Annotated in this window: 14 protein-coding genes and 1 pseudogene; 8 read left to right on the forward strand and 7 right to left on the reverse strand. The window is 64.5% G+C overall.

The annotated features are described in order from the left end of the window. Positions 1-61 precede the first annotated feature (61 nt). Both ACIBJI_RS15230 and pruA read right to left on the reverse strand, forming a co-directional pair. Positions 62-1,021: a proline dehydrogenase family protein gene (locus ACIBJI_RS15230; protein ID WP_364354901.1), complete on the reverse strand. Its 960-nt coding sequence runs from the start codon at positions 1,019-1,021 to the stop codon at positions 62-64. Further along, a complete protein-coding gene (gene pruA / locus ACIBJI_RS15235) occupies positions 1,021-2,667 on the reverse strand; it encodes an L-glutamate gamma-semialdehyde dehydrogenase (protein WP_396955339.1) in 1,647 nt (548 codons plus the stop codon). The genes ACIBJI_RS15230 and pruA overlap by 1 nt, the downstream gene beginning before the upstream one ends. Positions 2,668-2,847: 180 nt before the next feature. On the opposite strand from pruA, the pseudogene ACIBJI_RS15240 reads away from it, so the two are divergent. After that, positions 2,848-4,044 (forward strand): annotated as a pseudogene (locus ACIBJI_RS15240) (PucR family transcriptional regulator); the annotation flags it as partial. Positions 4,045-4,127: 83 nt separating this feature from the next. Next, a complete protein-coding gene (locus ACIBJI_RS15245) occupies positions 4,128-4,742 on the forward strand; it encodes a dihydrofolate reductase family protein (RefSeq protein ID WP_396955340.1) in 615 nt (204 codons plus the stop codon). Between the two features lie 78 nt (positions 4,743-4,820). Here ACIBJI_RS15245 and ACIBJI_RS15250 read toward each other — a convergent pair whose 3' ends face one another. From ACIBJI_RS15250 to ACIBJI_RS15260, 3 genes are all read right to left on the reverse strand, one after another. Beyond that, entirely contained in the window at positions 4,821-5,780 is a 960-nt protein-coding gene (locus tag ACIBJI_RS15250; protein WP_397084559.1) for a glycoside hydrolase family 19 protein, read from the reverse strand. A gap of 265 nt (positions 5,781-6,045) precedes the next feature. After that, entirely contained in the window at positions 6,046-8,439 is a 2,394-nt protein-coding gene (locus ACIBJI_RS15255; RefSeq protein ID WP_364354913.1) for an ATP-binding protein, read from the reverse strand. 43 nt (positions 8,440-8,482) lie between these two features. Continuing rightward, positions 8,483-10,033: an amino acid permease gene (locus ACIBJI_RS15260; RefSeq protein ID WP_364354916.1), complete on the reverse strand. Its 1,551-nt coding sequence runs from the start codon at positions 10,031-10,033 to the stop codon at positions 8,483-8,485. Positions 10,034-10,184: 151 nt separating this feature from the next. Between ACIBJI_RS15260 and ACIBJI_RS15265 the strand changes: the two genes are divergently transcribed. The 5 genes from ACIBJI_RS15265 (at position 10,185) to ACIBJI_RS15285 (ending at position 14,480) form a co-directional block, all read left to right on the forward strand. Further along, positions 10,185-11,714, forward strand: coding sequence for a phytoene desaturase family protein (locus ACIBJI_RS15265; RefSeq protein ID WP_397084561.1), 1,530 nt, complete (start codon positions 10,185-10,187; stop codon positions 11,712-11,714). A 357-nt stretch (positions 11,715-12,071) separates the two neighbouring features. Then, a complete protein-coding gene (locus ACIBJI_RS15270; protein ID WP_364354922.1) occupies positions 12,072-12,776 on the forward strand; it encodes a hypothetical protein in 705 nt (234 codons plus the stop codon). Positions 12,777-13,060: 284 nt separating this feature from the next. Further along, complete coding sequence (locus ACIBJI_RS15275) at positions 13,061-13,942, forward strand: LysR family transcriptional regulator (RefSeq protein WP_364354925.1); 882 nt, start codon at positions 13,061-13,063, stop codon at positions 13,940-13,942. A gap of 150 nt (positions 13,943-14,092) precedes the next feature. Next, a complete protein-coding gene (dmpI, locus tag ACIBJI_RS15280; RefSeq protein ID WP_364354928.1) occupies positions 14,093-14,278 on the forward strand; it encodes a 4-oxalocrotonate tautomerase DmpI in 186 nt (61 codons plus the stop codon). 43 nt (positions 14,279-14,321) lie between these two features. Continuing rightward, positions 14,322-14,480 carry a hypothetical protein gene (locus ACIBJI_RS15285; RefSeq protein ID WP_364354931.1) on the forward strand — a complete coding sequence of 53 codons (159 nt, stop codon included), beginning with the start codon at positions 14,322-14,324 and terminating at the stop codon, positions 14,478-14,480. Here the strand turns inward: ACIBJI_RS15285 and ACIBJI_RS15290 are convergent. Both ACIBJI_RS15290 and ACIBJI_RS15295 read right to left on the reverse strand, forming a co-directional pair. Continuing rightward, positions 14,477-15,799 (reverse strand): family 1 glycosylhydrolase, encoded by a 1,323-nt coding sequence (locus ACIBJI_RS15290; RefSeq protein ID WP_364354934.1) that lies wholly within the window; start codon positions 15,797-15,799, stop codon positions 14,477-14,479. The two genes, ACIBJI_RS15285 and ACIBJI_RS15290, sit on opposite strands and share 4 nt — an antisense overlap. Before the next feature lie 176 nt (positions 15,800-15,975). After that, positions 15,976-16,758, reverse strand: a complete 783-nt coding sequence (locus ACIBJI_RS15295; protein WP_397084564.1) for an IclR family transcriptional regulator — start codon at positions 16,756-16,758, stop codon at positions 15,976-15,978. 101 nt (positions 16,759-16,859) lie between these two features. Here ACIBJI_RS15295 and hutH point away from each other — a divergent pair, with 101 nt between their 5' ends. Next, positions 16,860-18,416 carry a histidine ammonia-lyase gene (gene hutH, locus ACIBJI_RS15300; protein ID WP_364354940.1) on the forward strand — a complete coding sequence of 519 codons (1,557 nt, stop codon included), beginning with the start codon at positions 16,860-16,862 and terminating at the stop codon, positions 18,414-18,416. Positions 18,417-18,514 lie beyond the last annotated feature (98 nt).

The following is an 18,514-nucleotide window of genomic DNA, read 5'->3' on the forward strand; positions in this document are numbered from 1 at the left end:
TTGGATAAATAAACCTCGGCGGCCTTGTCCGACTGCACAGACAAGACCGCCGAGCACGGGATCAGCGCTGGCTGCCCGGTCGCAGTGAGCGCAGGAAGAACGCCACATTGGCCGGGCGTTCGGCGAGACGGCGCATGAAGTAGCCGTACCACTGATCGCCATAGGGCACATAGACCCGCACATGCCGGTCTTCGCCGACGAGTCGGCGCTGTTCGGCGTCGCGGATGCCGTAGAGCATCTGGAATTCGAAATCGTCGCAGCTGCGCCGGGTTGCGGTGGCGAACACTCCGGCCGCCTCGATGAGTGCCGGATCGTGGGTCGCGACCATCGGATAGCCGTCACCGTTCATCAGCACCCGCAGACAGTCCAGATAGGACTGGTCGACATCGGCCCGGCTCTGATATGCCACCGACGCCGGTTCGCGATATGCGCCCTTGCACAGGCGAATTCGCGAGCCCGGACCGGAGAAGTCCCGGCAGTCGGCCTCGGTGCGCCGCAGATAGGCCTGCAGAACCGTACCGAGCGACGGGAAGTCGGCACGCAACTCCCGCACGATCGACAGCGTCGAATCGGTGGTGGTGTGATCCTCGGCGTCGATGGTGACCAAAACACCCGCATCCGCTGCGGCGGTGCAGATCTGGTGCGCGTGCTCGCGGGCGATCGCGTGGCCGTCCGCCGGCAGGGATTGGCCGAGCGCCGAAAGCTTGAGCGAAACCTCCAGCGGCCCAGGGCTTCCAGCCTCACGCAGCAAACTGAGCAACGACAGCAGTGACAGATAGTGCGTCACCGTATTGCGCGCCTGTTCGATATCGGTAGTGTCCTCGCCGAGGTAATCGACGGTGATATACCGACCCGATCTCAGCAGATTCTCCACGGCCGCAACAGCATTCGGCTCGGATTCACCAGCGACGAAGCGGTCGACCAGCTTCTTGGTGGTCGACATGCGGGTGACGGTGCGCTCCATGCGCGGCGAGCGCGAGGCGGCCAGCATGGCTGGGCGAAGCAGACCGGAAATGGCCATCAGATCTCCTCGGGTGCCTGGTGCGGATAGGTATGCTCGGTCGGCGGGACGAAGGCTTCCTTGATGGTGCGGGCAGAGGTCCAGCGCAACAGGTTCTGGGGCGAGCCGGCCTTGTCATTGGTGCCCGACGCGCGGGATCCGCCGAAGGGCTGCTGACCGACGACCGCGCCGGTGGGCTTGTCGTTGATGTAGAAGTTGCCGGCGGTGAAGCGCAGGCTTTCGGTCGCCTTGGCCACGGCAGTGCGGTCGTCGGCGATGATCGCGCCGGTCAGGCCGTAGGCCGAACCGCCGTCGACCAGGTCGAGCGCCGCCTCGAAGGATCCGGCGACCGAATCGTCGTAGACGTGGACCGCGAGAATCGGGCCGAAGTATTCGGTGCTGAATGCCTCGTCGGTGGGGTCGTCGCCGAGCAGGATGGTCGGGTCGACGAAATATCCGACGCTGTCGTCGGCATGTCCGCCCACCGCGATGGTCAGACCCGAGGTGGCCTTGGCGCGGGCGATGGCATCGGCATTGCGGTCGAAGGCGCGCTGATCGATGACCGCGCCGCCGAAATGCGCGAAATCGGTGACATCGCCGTAGGTCAGCGCGTCGACCTTGTCGATGAGATCGCGACCCATCTTGGCCCACACCGACTTCGGGATGAAGGCACGCGAGGCGGCAGAGCACTTCTGGCCCTGATAGTCGAATGCGCCGCGGATCAGCGCGGTGGTCAGCACATCCGGATCCGCCGAGCTGTGTGCCAGCACGAAATCCTTGCCGCCGGTCTCACCGACCAGGCGCGGATAGGTGTTGTAGTCGGCGATATTCATCGCGACCGAACGCCATAGATGCTGGAAGGTCGCGGTCGAACCGGTGAAGTGGATGCCCGCCAGCCGCCGATCGGTCAACGCGACATCGGAGATCTTCGGGCCCGCGCCGTGCACCATATTGATGACACCGGGTGGCAGACCCGCGGCCTCGAGCAGTTTCATCGTCCAATACGCGGCCACCGCCTGGGTGGGCGATGGCTTCCACAGGACCGTATTGCCCATCAGGGCGGGTGCGGTCGGTAGATTGCCCGCGATCGCGGTGAAGTTGAACGGGGTGATTGCGTAGACGAAGCCCTCGAGCGGGCGGTATTCGATCTTGTTCCACACACCCGGGGTGGAGATCGGCTGGTCGGCCAGGATCTGCCGGGCGAAATGCACATTGAAGCGCCAGAAGTCGACCAGTTCGCACGGTGCGTCGATCTCGGCCTGGTAAGCGGTCTTGGACTGCCCCAACATGGTTGCGGCGGCGATGGTTTCGCGCCACGGGCCGGACAGCAGATCTGCGGCCCGCAGGAAGATCGCGGCGCGATCCTCGAAGGACAGCGCCCGCCAGCTGGGTGCGGCGGCGCAGGCGCCGGCGATCGCATCCTCGACGTCGCCGGCCTCGGCGGTGGTGAGGGTGCCGAGTACGGCGGCGTGATTGTGCGGCTGCACGACGTCGATGCTCTTACCCGAGCCGCGCCGGTGTTCGCCGCCGATGACGTGGTGGATCTCGGTCGGCGTCGCGGCCAGTTCGGTCAGTTTCGCCCGCAGTCGTGCGCGTTCGGCGCTGCCCGGTGCGAAGGTGCCGACCGGCTCATTGGCCGGGGGTGGCGTGGACACGATGGCGTCCATGAGTCCTCCTGTGTTGTTTCGAGCGACCTGCAAGCAATCGCTAGCGGCGCTGGAATATGACGGTGAGCCGAAGTCAACACGGCAAAACAGCCCGCAGAATCGGACAAGCGGACAAAGATGGGATGACCGGATTGGCGAGTCGTATGAAAGTGGGCAGTGGTCGTGGCTAGCGAGGGCGAGTTGGTGGCCGCGGACCTGGATCTGTTCGGATTGGCGCAGATGGTTGCCCAGAATGCGGGCGGGATGGTGTCCATCGAGGACCCGCAATCACATGTGCTCGCATATTCGGCCTCGGATCAGGCGGCCGACCAGCTGCGGGTGCTGTCGATCCTCGGCCGGGAGGGACCGCGCGACTATCTGCAGGTACTGCGCAAGTGGGGTGTGTTCGATCGGTTGCGCGGAACCGACGATGTCATCGATATACCGGCGCACGAAGAGCTGGATATCAAGCGCCGTCTGGTGGTGAGCATTCGCGAACATGCCGAGGGGAGTGCGCCGCGGGTGCTCGGCTCGATCTGGCTGCAGCAGGGCGACCGGCCGTTCAAACCTGATGCCGCGCAGATACTGCGCGGCGCCTCGGCCATTGCCGCCCGGCTGATTTCGCGCAGCCTGGACGCGCCCTCCGCCGAGGCGCTGCTGATTCAACGACTATTCGGGACCGGTGGTGGGACCGCCGACGTGCCCGCCGTGGCGAGTGCGTTGAATCTGCCGCTGACCGGTCCGGCCGCGGTGGTCGGCTTCGCGGCCGCTCCCGGTGTGAAGTCACCCGCCGCCTTCGGCAATATGCTTCGCTTGCGCGCCAGCTCATTTCGCGGTGATTCGGTGACCACCATCCTCGGCGATCGGGTGTATGTGCTATTGCCGCAATACCGATCCGCGCATGCCGTGACCGCGTGGACCCGTCAGCTGGTCGAACAGCTCGAAGCGAAACTCGAATTGCGCGCCGCCATCGCCTGTCCCATACCTGATCTGGCGCATGTCGCGGACGCGCGCTCCGAGGTGGACCGGGTCCTCGACAGCACCGCCGCGACCTATCCGCGCGGTCGGGTGACCACGCTGGCCGAATCGCGCACCGCGGTGCTGCTCGGCGAAATCCTCGATCTCGTCGGCGCACGGTCGGAACTGCACGATCCACGCCTGCGCAAGCTGCTGGACTACGACCGCAAGCACTCCGCGAATCTGTGCGAGAGCGTCGAGACCTACCTGCGCGAACACGGCGATGTGCGCAATGCCGCGACAGCACTACAGGTGCACCCGAACACCCTGCGCTACCGGATCCGCCGGGTCGAGGACATTGTCGGGATGGACCTCACCGATCCCGCCGATCGCCTGCTGCTCGAACTCCAACTCGCCCTGCATCGCCGATCGCCGGAATAGGCGAGCGCACCAGCGATGATTATTCCGGCTCCCGTCCGTCTGATCTGGTGACACGGCATCAATAACCGACCAAGGAGATACCGATGCGGAAAATCACCGCCGGACTGTTCATCGCACTCGACGGCGTTGTCGAGAACCCCCAGGATTGGCATTTCCCGTACTTCAACGACGAGATGGCCACGGCCGTCGACAGCCAGCTCGGCGCGGCCGATACGCTGCTGTTGGGCCGCAAGACCTACGAGGGTTTCGCCGGGGCGTGGCCGGAGCGGGAGGCTGCGGGCGATGTCGATGCCGAAATGGCCAAGAAGCTCGGCGACGCACGCAAGATCGTGGTCACGCATCAGGATCTTACCTTCACCTGGCGCAACTCCGAGGTGCTGAAGGGTGATCTGGTTGAGGCCGTCACGGCGCTGAAGAACGAGCCCGGCGAAGCACCCATCGGCATCAGCGGATCGGTATCCATTGTCCGCCAACTGCTCGAGGTCGGGCTTTTGGACGAACTGCACCTGCTGGTGCACCCGATCGCGGTGCGCAAGGGCCTGCGATTGTTCAAGGAGACCGACTCCGTGCTTGCGCTGCAACTGCTTTCGTCCGACACCTTCAAAACCGGTGTCATACATCTGGTTTACGCGAAGGCGCCGGCGGCCGGCACCGAGGGATACGAATACGCGAAACAGTTCCTGCCCCAAGAGGATTGAGGATTTTCGTGGCACATGGTTTCGCAACCATGTGCCACTCGTGCAGCTACGATCGCGGAGCCATCGGCTTCGATTCGATCATTGCGCGTCGAGGACCTTACGCGCGCGGCTGTAATTCTCGGTGCGCTCTGCGCTCCCGTTGCTTCCGCCATTGATCGAATGTGTGATCGCGTCGATGTCTGATTTATCTGCGTCGTCGTTCAAATCCTTGGAGTCCCAGTACCATCCCGCAGTAGCGAAGGCGTACCTCGGGTCTTCGGCTCGGTCGGGGTTTCCGACGAAATCGACCTCGAGGGCATCGCTTGCCTTGCGGTAGTTGGTGCGCCCGGTCAGTTGCAGAGCGCCTCGACCGTGAAAGTCTGCTCCGTCACTGGGCCGCTGGTTTCCGAGGTCCTTGCGTGCCCCGTAGTTCCGCTCGAAGTAGGCCTTGTCGCCGTACTCTTCGAGGGTTTTCAGATCGTCGGTCTCCACTCCAACCTGTGCAAGGAAAGCGGCCGCACGCTTGGGCGTATCGATCCCGTAGTCACGCATTGCCTGGTCGAGGTAAGGGAGATACTTCTCCAGTTTGCTCTTCGGGGTGTCGGGGAAGATTGCTGCGAGTTGTTCCAAGGTCACCGGACTCATCTGCCCGGCCCGCTCGGAGTTCGTTCCGAGGAGGTCGCGGAAGTCGTTCTCCACATGCAGGACCTTCGTGACGATGACGGTCAACAGCGCCTTTTCATCACTCGCTGTCAACTTGCCCATTACCGCGAAGACAGCCAACGAAGCCGCCTGCAGGATCAACCCCAGCGATTGCGCTTCGTCTCGGATCTCCTTGGCCATCTTCGCGTTATCGCCGGCGACATCCCCGACTTTGCCCGAGAGCTTGGTATCGCGCTCTTTCAAACCGGCGGTCAGCTCTGTCAGTTCGGCCGATTTCGTATTGTAATGCGCGGTGACCACGGATTTATTGGCCACATCGTAGAGGTTCGCCGCATCGAGCAGGGCTGTCAGATCAGGGATATCGGAGGGGTTTCCGGTGCCGAGTTGGTCGACCATCAATCGAAATGCCGTCCGAGCGAGATCGACCGCGTGTTGCATGGCCTGCGAAGAGCCGGGCGGTGCCGCCAGCTTGTCGATCTCCTCGCGCGCCTGTGTTACTACCGGCGATACGGTCTGCCTCGGCGGCGCGAGCGGTCCATATCTGGCACTCCACCAGGGCTCGAGGTCGATCGGGTCGTACGGGGAGCCGCCCATTCTCGGCATTCTCTCACAACGAGTTCGGCGTTTTCGGGCCTCGACTCCCCAGCGGTGGGCCTAGGTGTTATTCCGTCAGCATCTGCTCGGTGCGAGGGATCGTCAGTGACCAAGCCGTTTCGGTGGGTGTGGGTGTGGTGACCGTCAGGGTCGCGCCGTAGCCGACAAGGGTTTGCGACAATGGTTCGGACTCGGGCTCCGAACCTGCGAGATCAGTTGGCGCCCACGTGATTTCGTGTATGACGATGGCAAGTTGGCGGTCATCGAGGGTGACGTTGACCCGGATATCCTCGGCGACTGCCCGCTGACGCACTGTGCCGAGTACCCGTGCTACGGCACCGAGCGCTGCGGATTCGGGAGCGGGATCGAGATCGTTGACCGGTCCTTCGAAGCAGATTTGGGACTGTGCGTCGAGTGCCTCGGCCGCCTCGCTGGTGAGTTCCATGATCTGCGTTCGGAACGGGGTCGCGTTCTCGACATCCGCGGCGAGTCCGGTGACGGTATGGCGGATGTGATGGATGACGGCGTCGAGTTCTCGGACCGCGCCGTCGATGCGGGCGGCGATGGCCGGCACGCGGGCCAACGGACGGACCCCGCTCAGTCGCATCCCGATGCCGAACAGTTGATCGATCACCGTGCGATGCAGTTCGTGGGCGATGCGGTCGCGTTCGTTGATGACCCGCAAGGCTCGCAGTCGTGTCTCGGCCAGCCGGAGGTTCACCAGATGGTCCACCCGTGCTTGGAGTTCGTCGAGCTCGAACGGCTTCCGCAGGTAGTCGTTGGCACCGCCACGCAGCAGATCCAGTCGCGACTGCTCGTCCGCGCGTGCGCTGACGATGAGTACCGGAGTGTTCCGCAGCTCGTGGTCGTTGCGTAGCTCGCGCAGAAGTTCGTCGCCGCTCATGCCCGGCATCATGATGTCGCACAGGATCAGATCCGGCCGGTGTGCTCGGGCCAGCCGCAGTCCCGTGCCGCCGTTGTCGGCGGTGATGACCCGATAGGACTCCGATAGCGCTTCCCGAATCAAGGCGTTGAGGTCGGCATTGTCCTCGACGACAATGACCGACGGCTTCGGTTCCGACTCATCCGATCCGGTATCCACCAGGGTGGTGCGGTCGCCGCTTTCGGGCGTCAGCTCCGCGATGATCGCGTCGGCGGCGCTACTTGTCCGAATCGGTGTCGGCTCGGTGGCCGACCGGCGGACCGGAGTGCCGGGCGGGGCGGCTCGCGGTAGTTCGATAATGATCATCGCGCCGCCCTCCGGTGCGTCGCTGATGGTGATGTCACCGCGGTGCAGGCGCACCAGATCATGGACGATGCTCAGACCCAAACCGGTGCCGCCCACCGACCGGGTCGCCCCACCATCGACCTGACGGAACCGCTCGAAGACGGCGGTGCGATGCGACGCCGGTATGCCCGGGCCGCTGTCGGCGATCTCGATGACGACATCGTCCTCGGCAGGGCGCACGGTGCAGCGGATAACGCCTCCTTCGGTGACGAACTTGAAGGCGTTGGACAGCAGGTTCAGCAGGATGCGCTGCAGGTGTTCGGGATCGAGTGCGGCGGGAACGGGCTGCGGCGCGTCGACGGCCAGGCGGATGCCGCGGTCGACAGCCATGGACTCGAAGAAGGCCGAGCCGAGCCGCACTTGCTCGGTGACATCGATCCAGGCGTAATCGGGTCGTATCGCGTCCGTCTCCAGCTTCGAGGCGTCGAGCAGATCGTCGATCTGACGCCGCAGTATGCGCGCATTGCGCAGGATCAGCTCGAGGTCATCGCGGTCGGCGGGCGCGCACCGGTCGAGCGACTTTTGTGTCTGCGCCAAGATCAACATGAGTGGGGTTCGCAGCTCGTGGCTGATATTGGCGACGAACTGGCTCTTCAGTTCGTCCAGTTCCTTCGCGCGAGCGTACAACTGAGCGAGCTCGGCATTGGCCTCCTTGAGCTGTCGGCTGGTTTCGGCGACCTCACGGGCTCGGGCGAACACCTCCTGTTCCATTTCCTGCCTCGAAGCCCGCAACGCGGCCGTTTCGTGTTGTTTGGCCGCGTCGGATGCTTCGAGCTGGATGAAATCGGTGACATCCTCGACGCGGTGTATGACATAGCGCAGCTCGCCGTTGGTACCGAGAACCGGGGAGTTGGTCGGGCTCCAGAATCGCTGTAAGAAGGCGCCGTCGGGCCTGCGGATGTCGTAGCGTTGTATCGGCATCGCATCGGTGACTTGGTCATGCAGCACCCGTTCCAGCGAAACCCGCAGGTTACGGACTCCTTCTGCCGTCGGATCGTCTGGATTGTCCGGAAATACCTCGAAAATGCTCTTGCCGAGGATGTGCCGGCGTTCGGTCATCGTCGCGGCGGCATATGCGTCGGTCACCGCGACGATACACAGGTCGGGATCGAGCACCAGGTACAGACCTGGTGCGGACTCGAACACGGCGCGGAAATCGATTTCCACGGACACATGTCGACTCTATCCCCACCGTGCGACCACCGATATGGGCAGGTCAGGCCTGTACGGGCGCCTCGGACTCGCCGGTCCCGACGACCGTTCGCCTGGGTCCGGTGAACCAGTGTTTGGCTGATGCGAGCCACCAGATGCCGATCGCGCCCACCACGCCGGCCAGGGTGATCGGTGCGTAATTGACGGTGTTCCAAGTGAATTCGCTGTTCCAGGGGTAGCCGCGGTCATCGGTCGGCAGAATGAACAACAGGCTGATCAGCACAATCCAGATCAACGCGATGACGCCGACAGGTCGATACCAGGGACCGAGTTGCCAAGGGCCGGTGTGGAATCGGCTGCCGTGCAGTTGGCGCAACAGGATCGGGATGCCGTAGGCGATGTAGAGACCGATGGTGGCGACGGACGTGGCTGCCGCGTAGGCGGTCGGCGCGTTCTGCGCGGGAACCAGCATCGACGGGATCAGTAGGACGAACGAGAAGAACGAGATGAACAACACCGCGTGCACCGGCACCTTGCGGGCCGAAAGTCGCGACCAATAGGCCGATCCCGGCACCGCACCGTCACGGGAGAAGGCGAACAGCATGCGCGAGGCCGAGGTGACCGAGGCGTAGCCGCAGAACAGTTGCGCAATCGCGGCGATGATCAGCAAGAGACCGGACCAGAACGAATTCAGCGAGTTCTCCAGGATGTAGATCACCGGGTAGCCGCTGTTCTTCGTCGGATCCAGCGCATCGTCGAGATTCGGGATGGCGAAGGTCACTGCCATGATGAGCAGATATCCGGCAACAGCCGAGACGACAATGGTGTTGATGATGCCCTTGGCTGCCGTGCGCGCGGCATCGTGGGTTTCCTCCGACATATGCGCAGATGCGTCGTAGCCAGTGAATGTGTACTGCGCGTGCAGCAATCCGAGCAGGAAGCTGAACGCCACACCACCGAAGCCGACCGCGCTGTTGTCCACGGTTTCGGTGAAGACGAAGCCGACGCTCTGATGGTGGCTCGCGCCGAAACCGAGGACGACAACGAAGATCGCCACACCGCCGACATGCCACCAGGCCGAAATATTGTTGATCACCGCGGACAGATGCGGGCCGAGCGCATTGAGTACGGCGTGCAGGATCAGGATCGCGGTGAAGACCAAAAAGATTGCGGTGCGGTCGGTTCCGATATCGATGCCGATCACATTGAGCACCGCGGTGGTGAAGATGGCCGCGCCGTAGTCGATGGCGGCGGTCACCGCGATCTGGCCGATCAGGTTGAACCACCCGGTGAACCAGCCCCAGACCGGGCCGCCCAATTCGGACGCCCACCAGTAAAGACCGCCGGAAGTCGGGTAGGCCGAGGCCAATTCGGCCATTGCGAGGCCGACGAACAACACCATGACCGAGACCAGCGGCCAACCCCATGCCATGGTGATCGGGCCGCCGTTGGCCAGACCGATGCCATAACTGGCCAATCCGCCGGTCAGGATGGAGACGATGGTGAAGCTGATCGCGAAGTTGGAGAATCCGGACCAGGACCTGGCCAATTCCTGTTTGTAGCCGAGTTCGGCGAGGCGCCGTTCGTCATCGGATGGTGTGGTGGCTTCGGTCATGATCGCTCCCGGGTGAAAACGCCGCCCTCATACTGCGTTTGCCAGAAGCTAAGTGTGAAGTGAGTGCTGGTCAATCGCAGGGAAATATGGAAACCGGGCCGTAATCTCTCGGCAATCGCGCAATCCGTGGTAGGCAGAACGGATGCGACCGATGCGCTCCTCCTATGACGTGGTGGTGGTCGGTGGCGGTCACAATGGGCTGGTGGCCGCCGCATACCTGGCGCGAGCCGGGCGTTCGGTGCTGGTGCTGGAGCGCCGAGAGCACACCGGTGGGGCCGCGGTTTCGGACCGGGTGTTTGCAGGTGTCGACGCGCGGTTGTCACGGTATTCGTATCTGGTGAGTCTGCTGCCGCGCCAGATCGTCGAGGAGCTCGAGCTGCGGTTCGTGACGCGGCGTCGGCGGATCTCGTCGTATACGCCGGTCGGGGACGGCGGACTGCTGGTCGATACCGGCTCCGAGGCCAAGACCAGGGAGAGCTTCGTGCGGCTCACCGGATCGGATCGAGATTTCCGGGCGTGGCAAGAGTTCTACGGCGCAACTGGCCGGCTCGCGCAGCGGGTGTTTCCGACGCTGACGCGACCGTTGCCGACACGTTCGGAGCTCGAGCGGGTCGTCGATGATCCCGCTACCTGGGCGGCGCTGTTCGAGCGGCCGCTGGGGGAGACGGTCGAGTCGACCTTTGCCGACGACACCGTGCGCGGGGTTGTGCTCACCGATGCGCTCATCGGTACCTTCACCCATGCGCACGATCCTGAACTGCGGCAGAACCGGTGCTTCCTCTACCACGTGATCGGTGGCGGCACCGGCGACTGGGATGTGCCGATCGGCGGTATGGGCGCGCTCACCGGCGCACTCGCCGATGCCGCCCGTGCCGCCGGTGCGGAGCTGATCACCGGTTGTGCGGTGACCGAGGTCGAATCCGACAATTTCACAGCCGAAGTGCGCTATGAGGGCGGTGTGGTCGGCGCGCGGCATGTGCTCGCGAATGCCGCACCGCATGAGCTCACCCGGCTGCTCGGTATTCCGGGGGAGCTGAAACCCGAAGGCTCCCAACTGAAAGTGAATATGGTACTGCGGCGGCTACCTCGCCTGCGCGATGCCTTCACAGATCCGCGCGAGGCATTCTCCGGGACATTCCATATCGCCGAATCGTATTCACAACTGGAGCAGGCATACCGCGAGGCGTCCGGTGGACGGTTCCCGTCGACCGCGCCGTCGGAGATTTACTGTCACACCCTGACCGATCCCTCGATCCTGGCACCCGACTCCGATCTGCACACTCTCACGTTGTTCGGATTACACACTCCGGCAAGACTTTTCGAGACAGATCCAGAGGCAGCGAAGGCGATGGCCGTGAAAGCCGCACTCGCCCAATTGGATGCGGTGATCGCCGAACCGCTTGTCGACTGCCTCGCCCTCGACGAGGACGGTGCACCCTGTATCGAGGCCAAGTCACCGGTAGACCTGGAACGTGAGGTCGGCCTCCCCGGCGGGCACATATTCCACCGAGACCTGGCCTTCCCCTATCGCTGCGACGACACTGATACCCCGGCATCGCGCTGGGGTGTGGCCACGGACGTGCCCAACGTCTTCATTTGCGGTGCCGGCGCGATTCGCGGCGGCGGCGTCAGCGGTATCCCAGGCCACAATGCCGCCATGGCGGTTCTCGAAACGCGCTGACCACGAGTGGAGAGCCAATGTGGGAGGCATCACACTTTTAACTGTGTCATGCGTATTCCGCATTACTGTCTCGCGTGGGGTAGTCGAAGCTGGATGTGTCATGGCGGTTTTCGCTGGAGGATTTGCGTTTGCCCATGGTGGAATCCGATTGCGGCGTTCCGATTTCCCGTATGAGGTGCCATAGGCTGACATCAACGCTGATTTTGGTGTCAATGTGATGTGGATCACATCATGATCAACTCCCGCATGACCTTGCGGCAATTGGCGGGCAAATAGTAACAATTTGATCACACACCAATGCCTTGCTGCGGCTTTAATGGGCTTGCTTCCGAAGTCCACCCCGTTAGGAACCAAAGCATGTTGATGAGGAAATTCGCCGCGACCTCGGCGCTGGTGATCGCGGCGCTCGGTGTCACGGCCGGGACCGTGAATGCCGCTCCCGAAACCGACAACGGCGTCGTGAACTACACGGCTACCACGACCCCGTCCTCGACCATTATCAAGACCGATGTCGGTTCACTGGTCGACGAGAACGGTGTCTTCAAGATCAAGGCCGGCGACGGAACCACCCTTGCGGGCACCGACCTGTCGTTCCGGGTCGACGATTTCATCTTCCCGATCGCGGCGGATATCCAGGATCACAGTGCGACGCTGACTCCGCAGTTCGATATGGCTCACGCCGTGTACAAGCCGGTCGCGCTGCCGTTCGAGGACAAGGCCCCGTGGAAGTCCGACTACGACCGTGAGCAAGCCGCCTGGAACCGCCTGACCAGCACCATCAGCATGGGCGCCACCGTCGGCACCCTGGTCGGCGGTCTCGGTGGCGGCGCCGTCGGCTGTGTCCTTGGTGGTATCGCGGGCGCGACCGTCGCCGCGGCCACCATTGTCGGCCTCTTCGGCCCGTTCATCCCGGCCGCGGCCATCGGCTGCATCGGCGGCATCATCGCCGTCGGCGCACTAGGTACCCTCGCCGGACAGATTTTCGTCACGGCCCCGGTCGCAATCGCCGCCGCAATCCAGTACTTCACCACCATCAACCAGCCTTTCGCGGCGCCGAAGTAGACCCGGCACATCGATCGGCGGGCGCTCGCATTGAGCGCCCGCCGATTTGTTCTGTCGGTCCCGAAGTTGCCGGTTACCGATCTGGCGCGCAGTGTCGCCTGGTACCGGGACTTGCTCGACTTGCTGACAACCGATCCACCACGGCCGATTCCTCGGCACGGACTCCGGTCGGGACGGGTTGAATCTCTACGAGGAGCCGACGCTGGACGGCGCCTAGCCCGCTCATGCTGGTCGTAGCTGGTTTCATGAATCGACAAGGACCGCTATCCCGAGGAGCCTGCGCCATGGAGCTGCGCCAATTGCGCTATTTCGTCACTGTGGCCGAGGAACTGCACTTCGGGCGAGCGGCCGAGCGCCTGCATATCGCGCAACCGGCGGTGAGTCAGCAGGTGCGGCGCCTCGAGCAGGAGTTGAAGGTTCAGCTGCTGGATCGGTCGCCGCGGCGGGTGCGGCTGACGGAGGCCGGGCAGCGGTTTCTGCCCGCGGCGCGCAGGGTATTGATCGCCGCCGATCAGGCGCGGGCAGTGGTGGCCGATCTGGCTGGTTCGCGTGCCGAGGTGTTCCGGCTCGGCACAGTTACCGGACTCGGTACCCGGCTGGACGCCATCCTCGATGCCTTTGCCGAGCGTCTTCCGCGGGTGCGGATCGAGTTGGTCACGCTGCCGGTACGCGAGCGGTTGGCGCAGGTCGCCGACGGACAGCTGGACGCGGCGTTCGTCCGTGCACCCGCCGCCGAGGAAACTCCCGCCCTCGAATATCTGCGCGCATGGGATGACCCGCTCGTCGCGGCACTCCCCGCCCGGCATCCGCTGGCCGCACAGGAGACGGTGCGATTGTCCGACCTGGCCCCGGTGCCATTGCGGATGACCGAGCGGCGCAATCATCCGGCACTGGTGGACCTGGTGCTGATGTCTTGTCAGCGTGCGGGTTTCGAGCCCGTTCCGGCGCCGACCGCCACCACTCTGCAGGACAATTTGGCCGCGATCGGCACCGCCGCCGCAATGTGGACGGTGATCTACGCCGCCAATGCCGGCCAGGTGCACAATCCGCGCGTGGCCTTCCGTCCGTTCGCCGACGGCGGCCTGAGCCTGCCGATTGCCGTCGCCCTGCGGGCCGGTACCGATTCGCCCAGCTCGGCGTTGTTACGCGACCTCCTAGCGAAGTGAGCCGCAACAATAAGCACTCGTTATCGCTGTGCGAACGAACTGGCCCTTGGTCGACGACCTTGCTTCGGGTGAACTGACAACAGGCCGCCGAACAAGTCGGAATCACCCGGATGCGGTCTGTCCCAACCCTTTTCAGACAGGAGATCAGTAATGCCCATCGTCACCGTCCAGCAGGGTCCGCGCGCCGTCGAACTCGAGCGGGATCTGGTCCGCCGGATCACCGACGCCTTCGTCGACGCCTACAAAATTCCGGCCGAAACCGTCCAGGTGTGGATTCACGAGACGCCCGCCGACAGCTGGGGCGCGGCCGGACAGCTGACCGCCGATAAGAAATAGCCCACAGCAGGGGTGCCGAAGCCCGACCGATACCGTCGCGGTCATGCCGATCAAGCATGACCTGCCGCGCTGGTTACCGGTCGGGCCGGTCACCCGGGTGCTGCTATCCGTAGAGGGTCGCCCGGTGCTCCGAGGCGGCCGCGAAGGCGTGCTCGATGGCGGCGTGCAGCTCGTCTGCAGTCGAGTGTGGGTATTCGGCTAGGGAAAGGCGACGGTTTCGTCGCAGCTGTCCGGGGGGTCGACCAAGCCGCATTCGACCGGCGGGCGGGACGGACGGTAGGTGGTCGGGACGCCGCCGGATTGGATGATGCCGCGGTAGGCGTCGACGGCGTCGGTGGGGTTGCGGGCCAGCGTGGGGTCGGTGCGGACGTCGACGGTGTAGAGGCCGAAACGTGGTGTGTAGCTGCCCCATTCGTAGTTGTCGGTCAGGCTCCAGTAGTTGTACCCGACGACGTTCATGCCGTCGGCTTTGGCGCGCTGGAGCCAGTAGACGGTGTCGCGGAGGTGGTCGGTGCGGGTGTAGCCGTCGGCGCGTGGCTTGCTGTCCTCGGTGGGCATGCCGTTCTCCACGACATACAGTGGGCGATCGGGAAACAGCTGCGCGTAATGGCGCAACGCGTAGTAGATGCCCTCAGTGTGAATCGGGAGTTCCCAGATCGCTGGACCCTCGTTCGAACCACCCTGTACTGCTTTGTTCGTTTCCGGCAGGGGCGCGAAATAGTAGTCGACGCCGATGAAATCGAGCTTATCGGCGATCCGGTCCACGATCGGCTGATTCACCTCGGTCTCGGCGCCCGCTACATAGCCGAGGTTGCTGGTGACCTGCGCGTCGGGCCGGTTCTGATGGATGGTGTCGTAGATTGCGTTGTGCGCCTGGGCAATTCGATCCAGCACTGCGGGCGCCTCGTCCGGTGTGATCGCGCCGATGCGAAGTTCGGTGCCGATGTAGGCGGCGGGCTCGTTGAAGGTGACCCACAGCGGATCGCGAGAGCCGTAACGGCTCACCACCTTTCGCATATTGGCCAGCCAATCCTCGACCATGCCGGGGTTGCGCCAGCCGCCGCGATCGACGGCCCAGCCGGGATAGACCCAGTGATCCAGGGTGAGCATCGGCCGCATACCGGTCGCGAGAATGCGCGCTATCACGTTGTCGTAGAAGCCGAATGCCGCCTCGTCCCAGGTATCGGGTTGCGGCTGGACCCGCGCCCATTCGATGCCGATCCGATACACCCGGACCCCGAGGTGTGCGGCCAGGTTGATATCGGAGATGTAGCGCTTGTAGAAGTCGACCGAATTCTCGTAGTCGTCCCCGGCGTTGCCGGATTCGATATAGCGGGTCCAATTGCTGTCCGGCGCATGGCCTTCGGATTGGAAGCCCGATGATGCGACGCCCCAGAGGAATTCCCGGCCGAACGGAGCGATGGTCGCCTGGGCGGTCGGCATGGTGATGCCGGGCAGCAGTAGCGCGGTCGCGATGAACGCGAGTCCGACCAGGGTGCGGCGGCGCATCGGTGTTCGCATCGAGCTCCTGTCCCCATCCGGCACTGTTGGTCGTGCGTCACCTGGTGGGGCATTGCCCCGGGTAGTGATCTCTCAGCGTAACTGTGAGATTGCTGAAATCTGGGCAGGCGATCGGTGTGTCGCGCTTGTGGTCAAAAGACCTGGGAGTTCGTCTCGATTGCTACCTACTCGCGTCGTTAGCTCACCCGTCCACCGATGCGGCGGGTGAGCTCGTCAGCGGTCGACCGCACCTGCGCGGCGAGACCGGACCAATCGGCCGCGCAGGGGATCTGCTCGCAATGGTGCCGCAGCGTCAGGCTGATCGCCGCGATCGGCCGGTGGTCGTGATCGAATGCCGGATAGGCGACCGAGGCGAATCCGGCGGTGACATGTCCGTCTTCGCTCGCCCAACCGCGCCGCCGCTCGGCGGCCAGGATGATGCGCAGCGCCGCGAGGCTGGTCGGCCCGCGGTCCGTGCGACGTACGAAGGCCGCCGCCGATGGGAACAGTGCCCGCACATGGGCGGCCGGTAGATGCGCCAGGATCGCCCGGCCCGACGCGGTCAACTGCGCGGGCAGGCGGACGCCGACATCGGTCACCAGAGTTTCAGGGCGCGCCGGGCGTTCCTTGATCAGATACAGCAGTTCATTGCCGTGCAGAACTCCGAGGTGCGCGTTGTGCCCGACCCGTCCGGCCAACTCGCGCAGCAACGGTCCGGCCACCCGCTCCAGCGGATCGTGGCGCAGATAGGCCGAACCCAATTCGAAGGCGGCGATACCGAGGCCGTAGCGCCGTTCGGCGGGCAGCCGGGTGACGAAACGGGCCTGCTCCAACTCCGCGAGCAGGTGATAGGTGGTGGAGCGGGGGATGTCCAGCTCACGCGCGACCGTGGATGCGGAGACCGGTCCGGCCCGGGTCGCCATCAGCTGCAGCACGGCCAGGCCGCGCCGCAGCGCCGGGATGTCGCTGCTCGTTCCCATGCCACTTCCTCCCAAGCCGGTTCGGGTCAGTGTCTCGGATACCAGACGGAACCTGCCCCAGCCTCATTCTGCACCCGCCCCGGTGGCGGTGGAATGGGCCTATGCCGGATACCACGCAGTTACCGCCCGTGGAACTGGACGGACCGCTGACCATCGAACGCATCGTCGCCGTTGCCCGCGACGGCGCCAAGGTGGTATTCAGCGAGGCCGCCGAGAAGCGGCTGACCCATGCGCGCCAGCATGTCGACGCGCTGGCCGCGGGTACGGTCCCGACCTACGGCGTCTCCACCGGCTTCGGCGCACTGGCCACCCGGCACATTCCGCCGGAGCGTCGGGCCGCGCTGCAGCGGTCGCTGATCCGCTCACATGCCGCGGGCGCCGGCGCGCCGGTCGAAACCGAGGTAGTGCGCGCCATGATGCTGCTGCGGCTGCGCACCCTGGCCACGGGACATACCGGGGTGCGACCGGAGACGGCTCGCACCCTGGCCGCGTTGATCAATGCGGGCATTACGCCTGTGGTGCACGAGTTCGGCTCGCTCGGCTGCTCCGGCGATCTCGCGCCTTTGGCCGCGGTCGCTTTGGCGTTGATGGGGGAAGGTGAGGTCGCCGACTCCTCCGGCAAGGTGATTGCGGCCGCAGAAGCCTTGCGTGCCAAGGGGATCACCCCGGTAACTCTTGCCGAGAAGGAAGGGCTCGCGCTCACCAACGGCACCGACGGCATGCTCGGCATGCTGGCGCTCGCGATCAGTGATCTGCACCAACTGCTCGACGTCGCCGACATCACCGCCGCCATGAGCGTGGAGGCACTTCTCGGCACCGACCGGGTCTTCGCCGATGATTTGCAGGCGTTGCGTCCGCATCCGGGCCAAGCGGTGTCGGCGCGCCGTATGGCGGCCGCGCTCGCGGGATCGGAAATCGTTGCCAGCCACCGGGGGCCGGAGTGCAACCGAGTGCAGGACGCGTATTCGTTGCGCTGCGCACCGCAGGTACACGGTGCCGCCCGCGACACCGTCGCGCACGCCGAATTGGTGGCCGAACGCGAAATGGCCTCGGCGATCGACAACCCCGTCGTGCTCGCCGATGGCAGGTTGGAATCCAACGGCAACTTCCACGGCGCTCCGGTGGCGTATGTCCTGGACTTCCTGGCTATTCCGATCGCCGATGTCGCGAGCATGGCGGAGCGGCGCACCGACCGGATGCTGGATGTCGCACGCTCGCACGGCCTTCCGGCCTTCCTCGCGGCCGATCCTGGTGTCGATTCCGGTCACATGATCGCCCAGTACACCCAGGCCGGAATCGTAAGCGAGCTCAAGCGCCTCGCCATGCCCGCCTCGGTGGATTCGATTCCGAGCAGTGCGATGCAGGAAGACCATGTGTCGATGGGCTGGTCGGCCGCGCGCAAATTGCGCAGGGCCGTCGACGGTCTGGCCGCTGTGCTCGCCATCGAATATCTCACGGCCGCAAGAGCGTTGGATTTACGAGGCCCATTGCATCCGGGCCCGGCCACTGCGGCCGCTGTCGCCCTGTTGCGCACCGAGGTCGACGGTCCGGGACCGGACCGACATCTCGCCCCGGAAATCGCCGCCGCGACGGAACTCATCCGTTCCGGCGAACTGCTGGCCGCGGTCACCCCCCTCCTCGACACCTCAGGAAAGTGAGCTCCCTTGCCAACACCCGAAGCGATCCGGTTCCCACATGGCGAATCAGGCTCGCACACATGGTCATGCGAGGTCACCAGTAGCTATCCGACACCGAC

This window comes from Nocardia sp. NPDC050408, from assembly GCF_044458905.1.
Taxonomy (GTDB): Bacteria; Actinomycetota; Actinomycetes; order Mycobacteriales; family Mycobacteriaceae; genus Nocardia.

Excerpts from the sequence above, each read along its gene's own strand:
- ACIBJI_RS15230 (WP_364354901.1), bottom strand. The coding sequence starts at position 1,021 with ATGGCCATTTCCGGTCTGCTTCGCCCAGCCATGCTGGCCGCCTCGCGC.
- pruA (WP_396955339.1), bottom strand. The coding sequence starts at position 2,667 with ATGGACGCCATCGTGTCCACGCCACCCCCGGCCAATGAGCCGGTCGGC.
- ACIBJI_RS15245 (WP_396955340.1), top strand. The coding sequence starts at position 4,128 with ATGCGGAAAATCACCGCCGGACTGTTCATCGCACTCGACGGCGTTGTC.
- ACIBJI_RS15250 (WP_397084559.1), bottom strand. The coding sequence starts at position 5,780 with ATGGTCGACCAACTCGGCACCGGAAACCCCTCCGATATCCCTGATCTG.
- ACIBJI_RS15260 (WP_364354916.1), bottom strand. The coding sequence starts at position 10,033 with ATGACCGAAGCCACCACACCATCCGATGACGAACGGCGCCTCGCCGAA.
- ACIBJI_RS15265 (WP_397084561.1), top strand. The coding sequence starts at position 10,185 with ATGCGCTCCTCCTATGACGTGGTGGTGGTCGGTGGCGGTCACAATGGG.
- ACIBJI_RS15270 (WP_364354922.1), top strand. The coding sequence starts at position 12,072 with ATGTTGATGAGGAAATTCGCCGCGACCTCGGCGCTGGTGATCGCGGCG.
- ACIBJI_RS15275 (WP_364354925.1), top strand. The coding sequence starts at position 13,061 with ATGGAGCTGCGCCAATTGCGCTATTTCGTCACTGTGGCCGAGGAACTG.
- dmpI (WP_364354928.1), top strand. The coding sequence starts at position 14,093 with ATGCCCATCGTCACCGTCCAGCAGGGTCCGCGCGCCGTCGAACTCGAG.
- ACIBJI_RS15285 (WP_364354931.1), top strand. The coding sequence starts at position 14,322 with ATGCCGATCAAGCATGACCTGCCGCGCTGGTTACCGGTCGGGCCGGTC.
- ACIBJI_RS15290 (WP_364354934.1), bottom strand. The coding sequence starts at position 15,799 with ATGCGAACACCGATGCGCCGCCGCACCCTGGTCGGACTCGCGTTCATC.
- ACIBJI_RS15295 (WP_397084564.1), bottom strand. The coding sequence starts at position 16,758 with ATGGGAACGAGCAGCGACATCCCGGCGCTGCGGCGCGGCCTGGCCGTG.
- hutH (WP_364354940.1), top strand. The coding sequence starts at position 16,860 with ATGCCGGATACCACGCAGTTACCGCCCGTGGAACTGGACGGACCGCTG.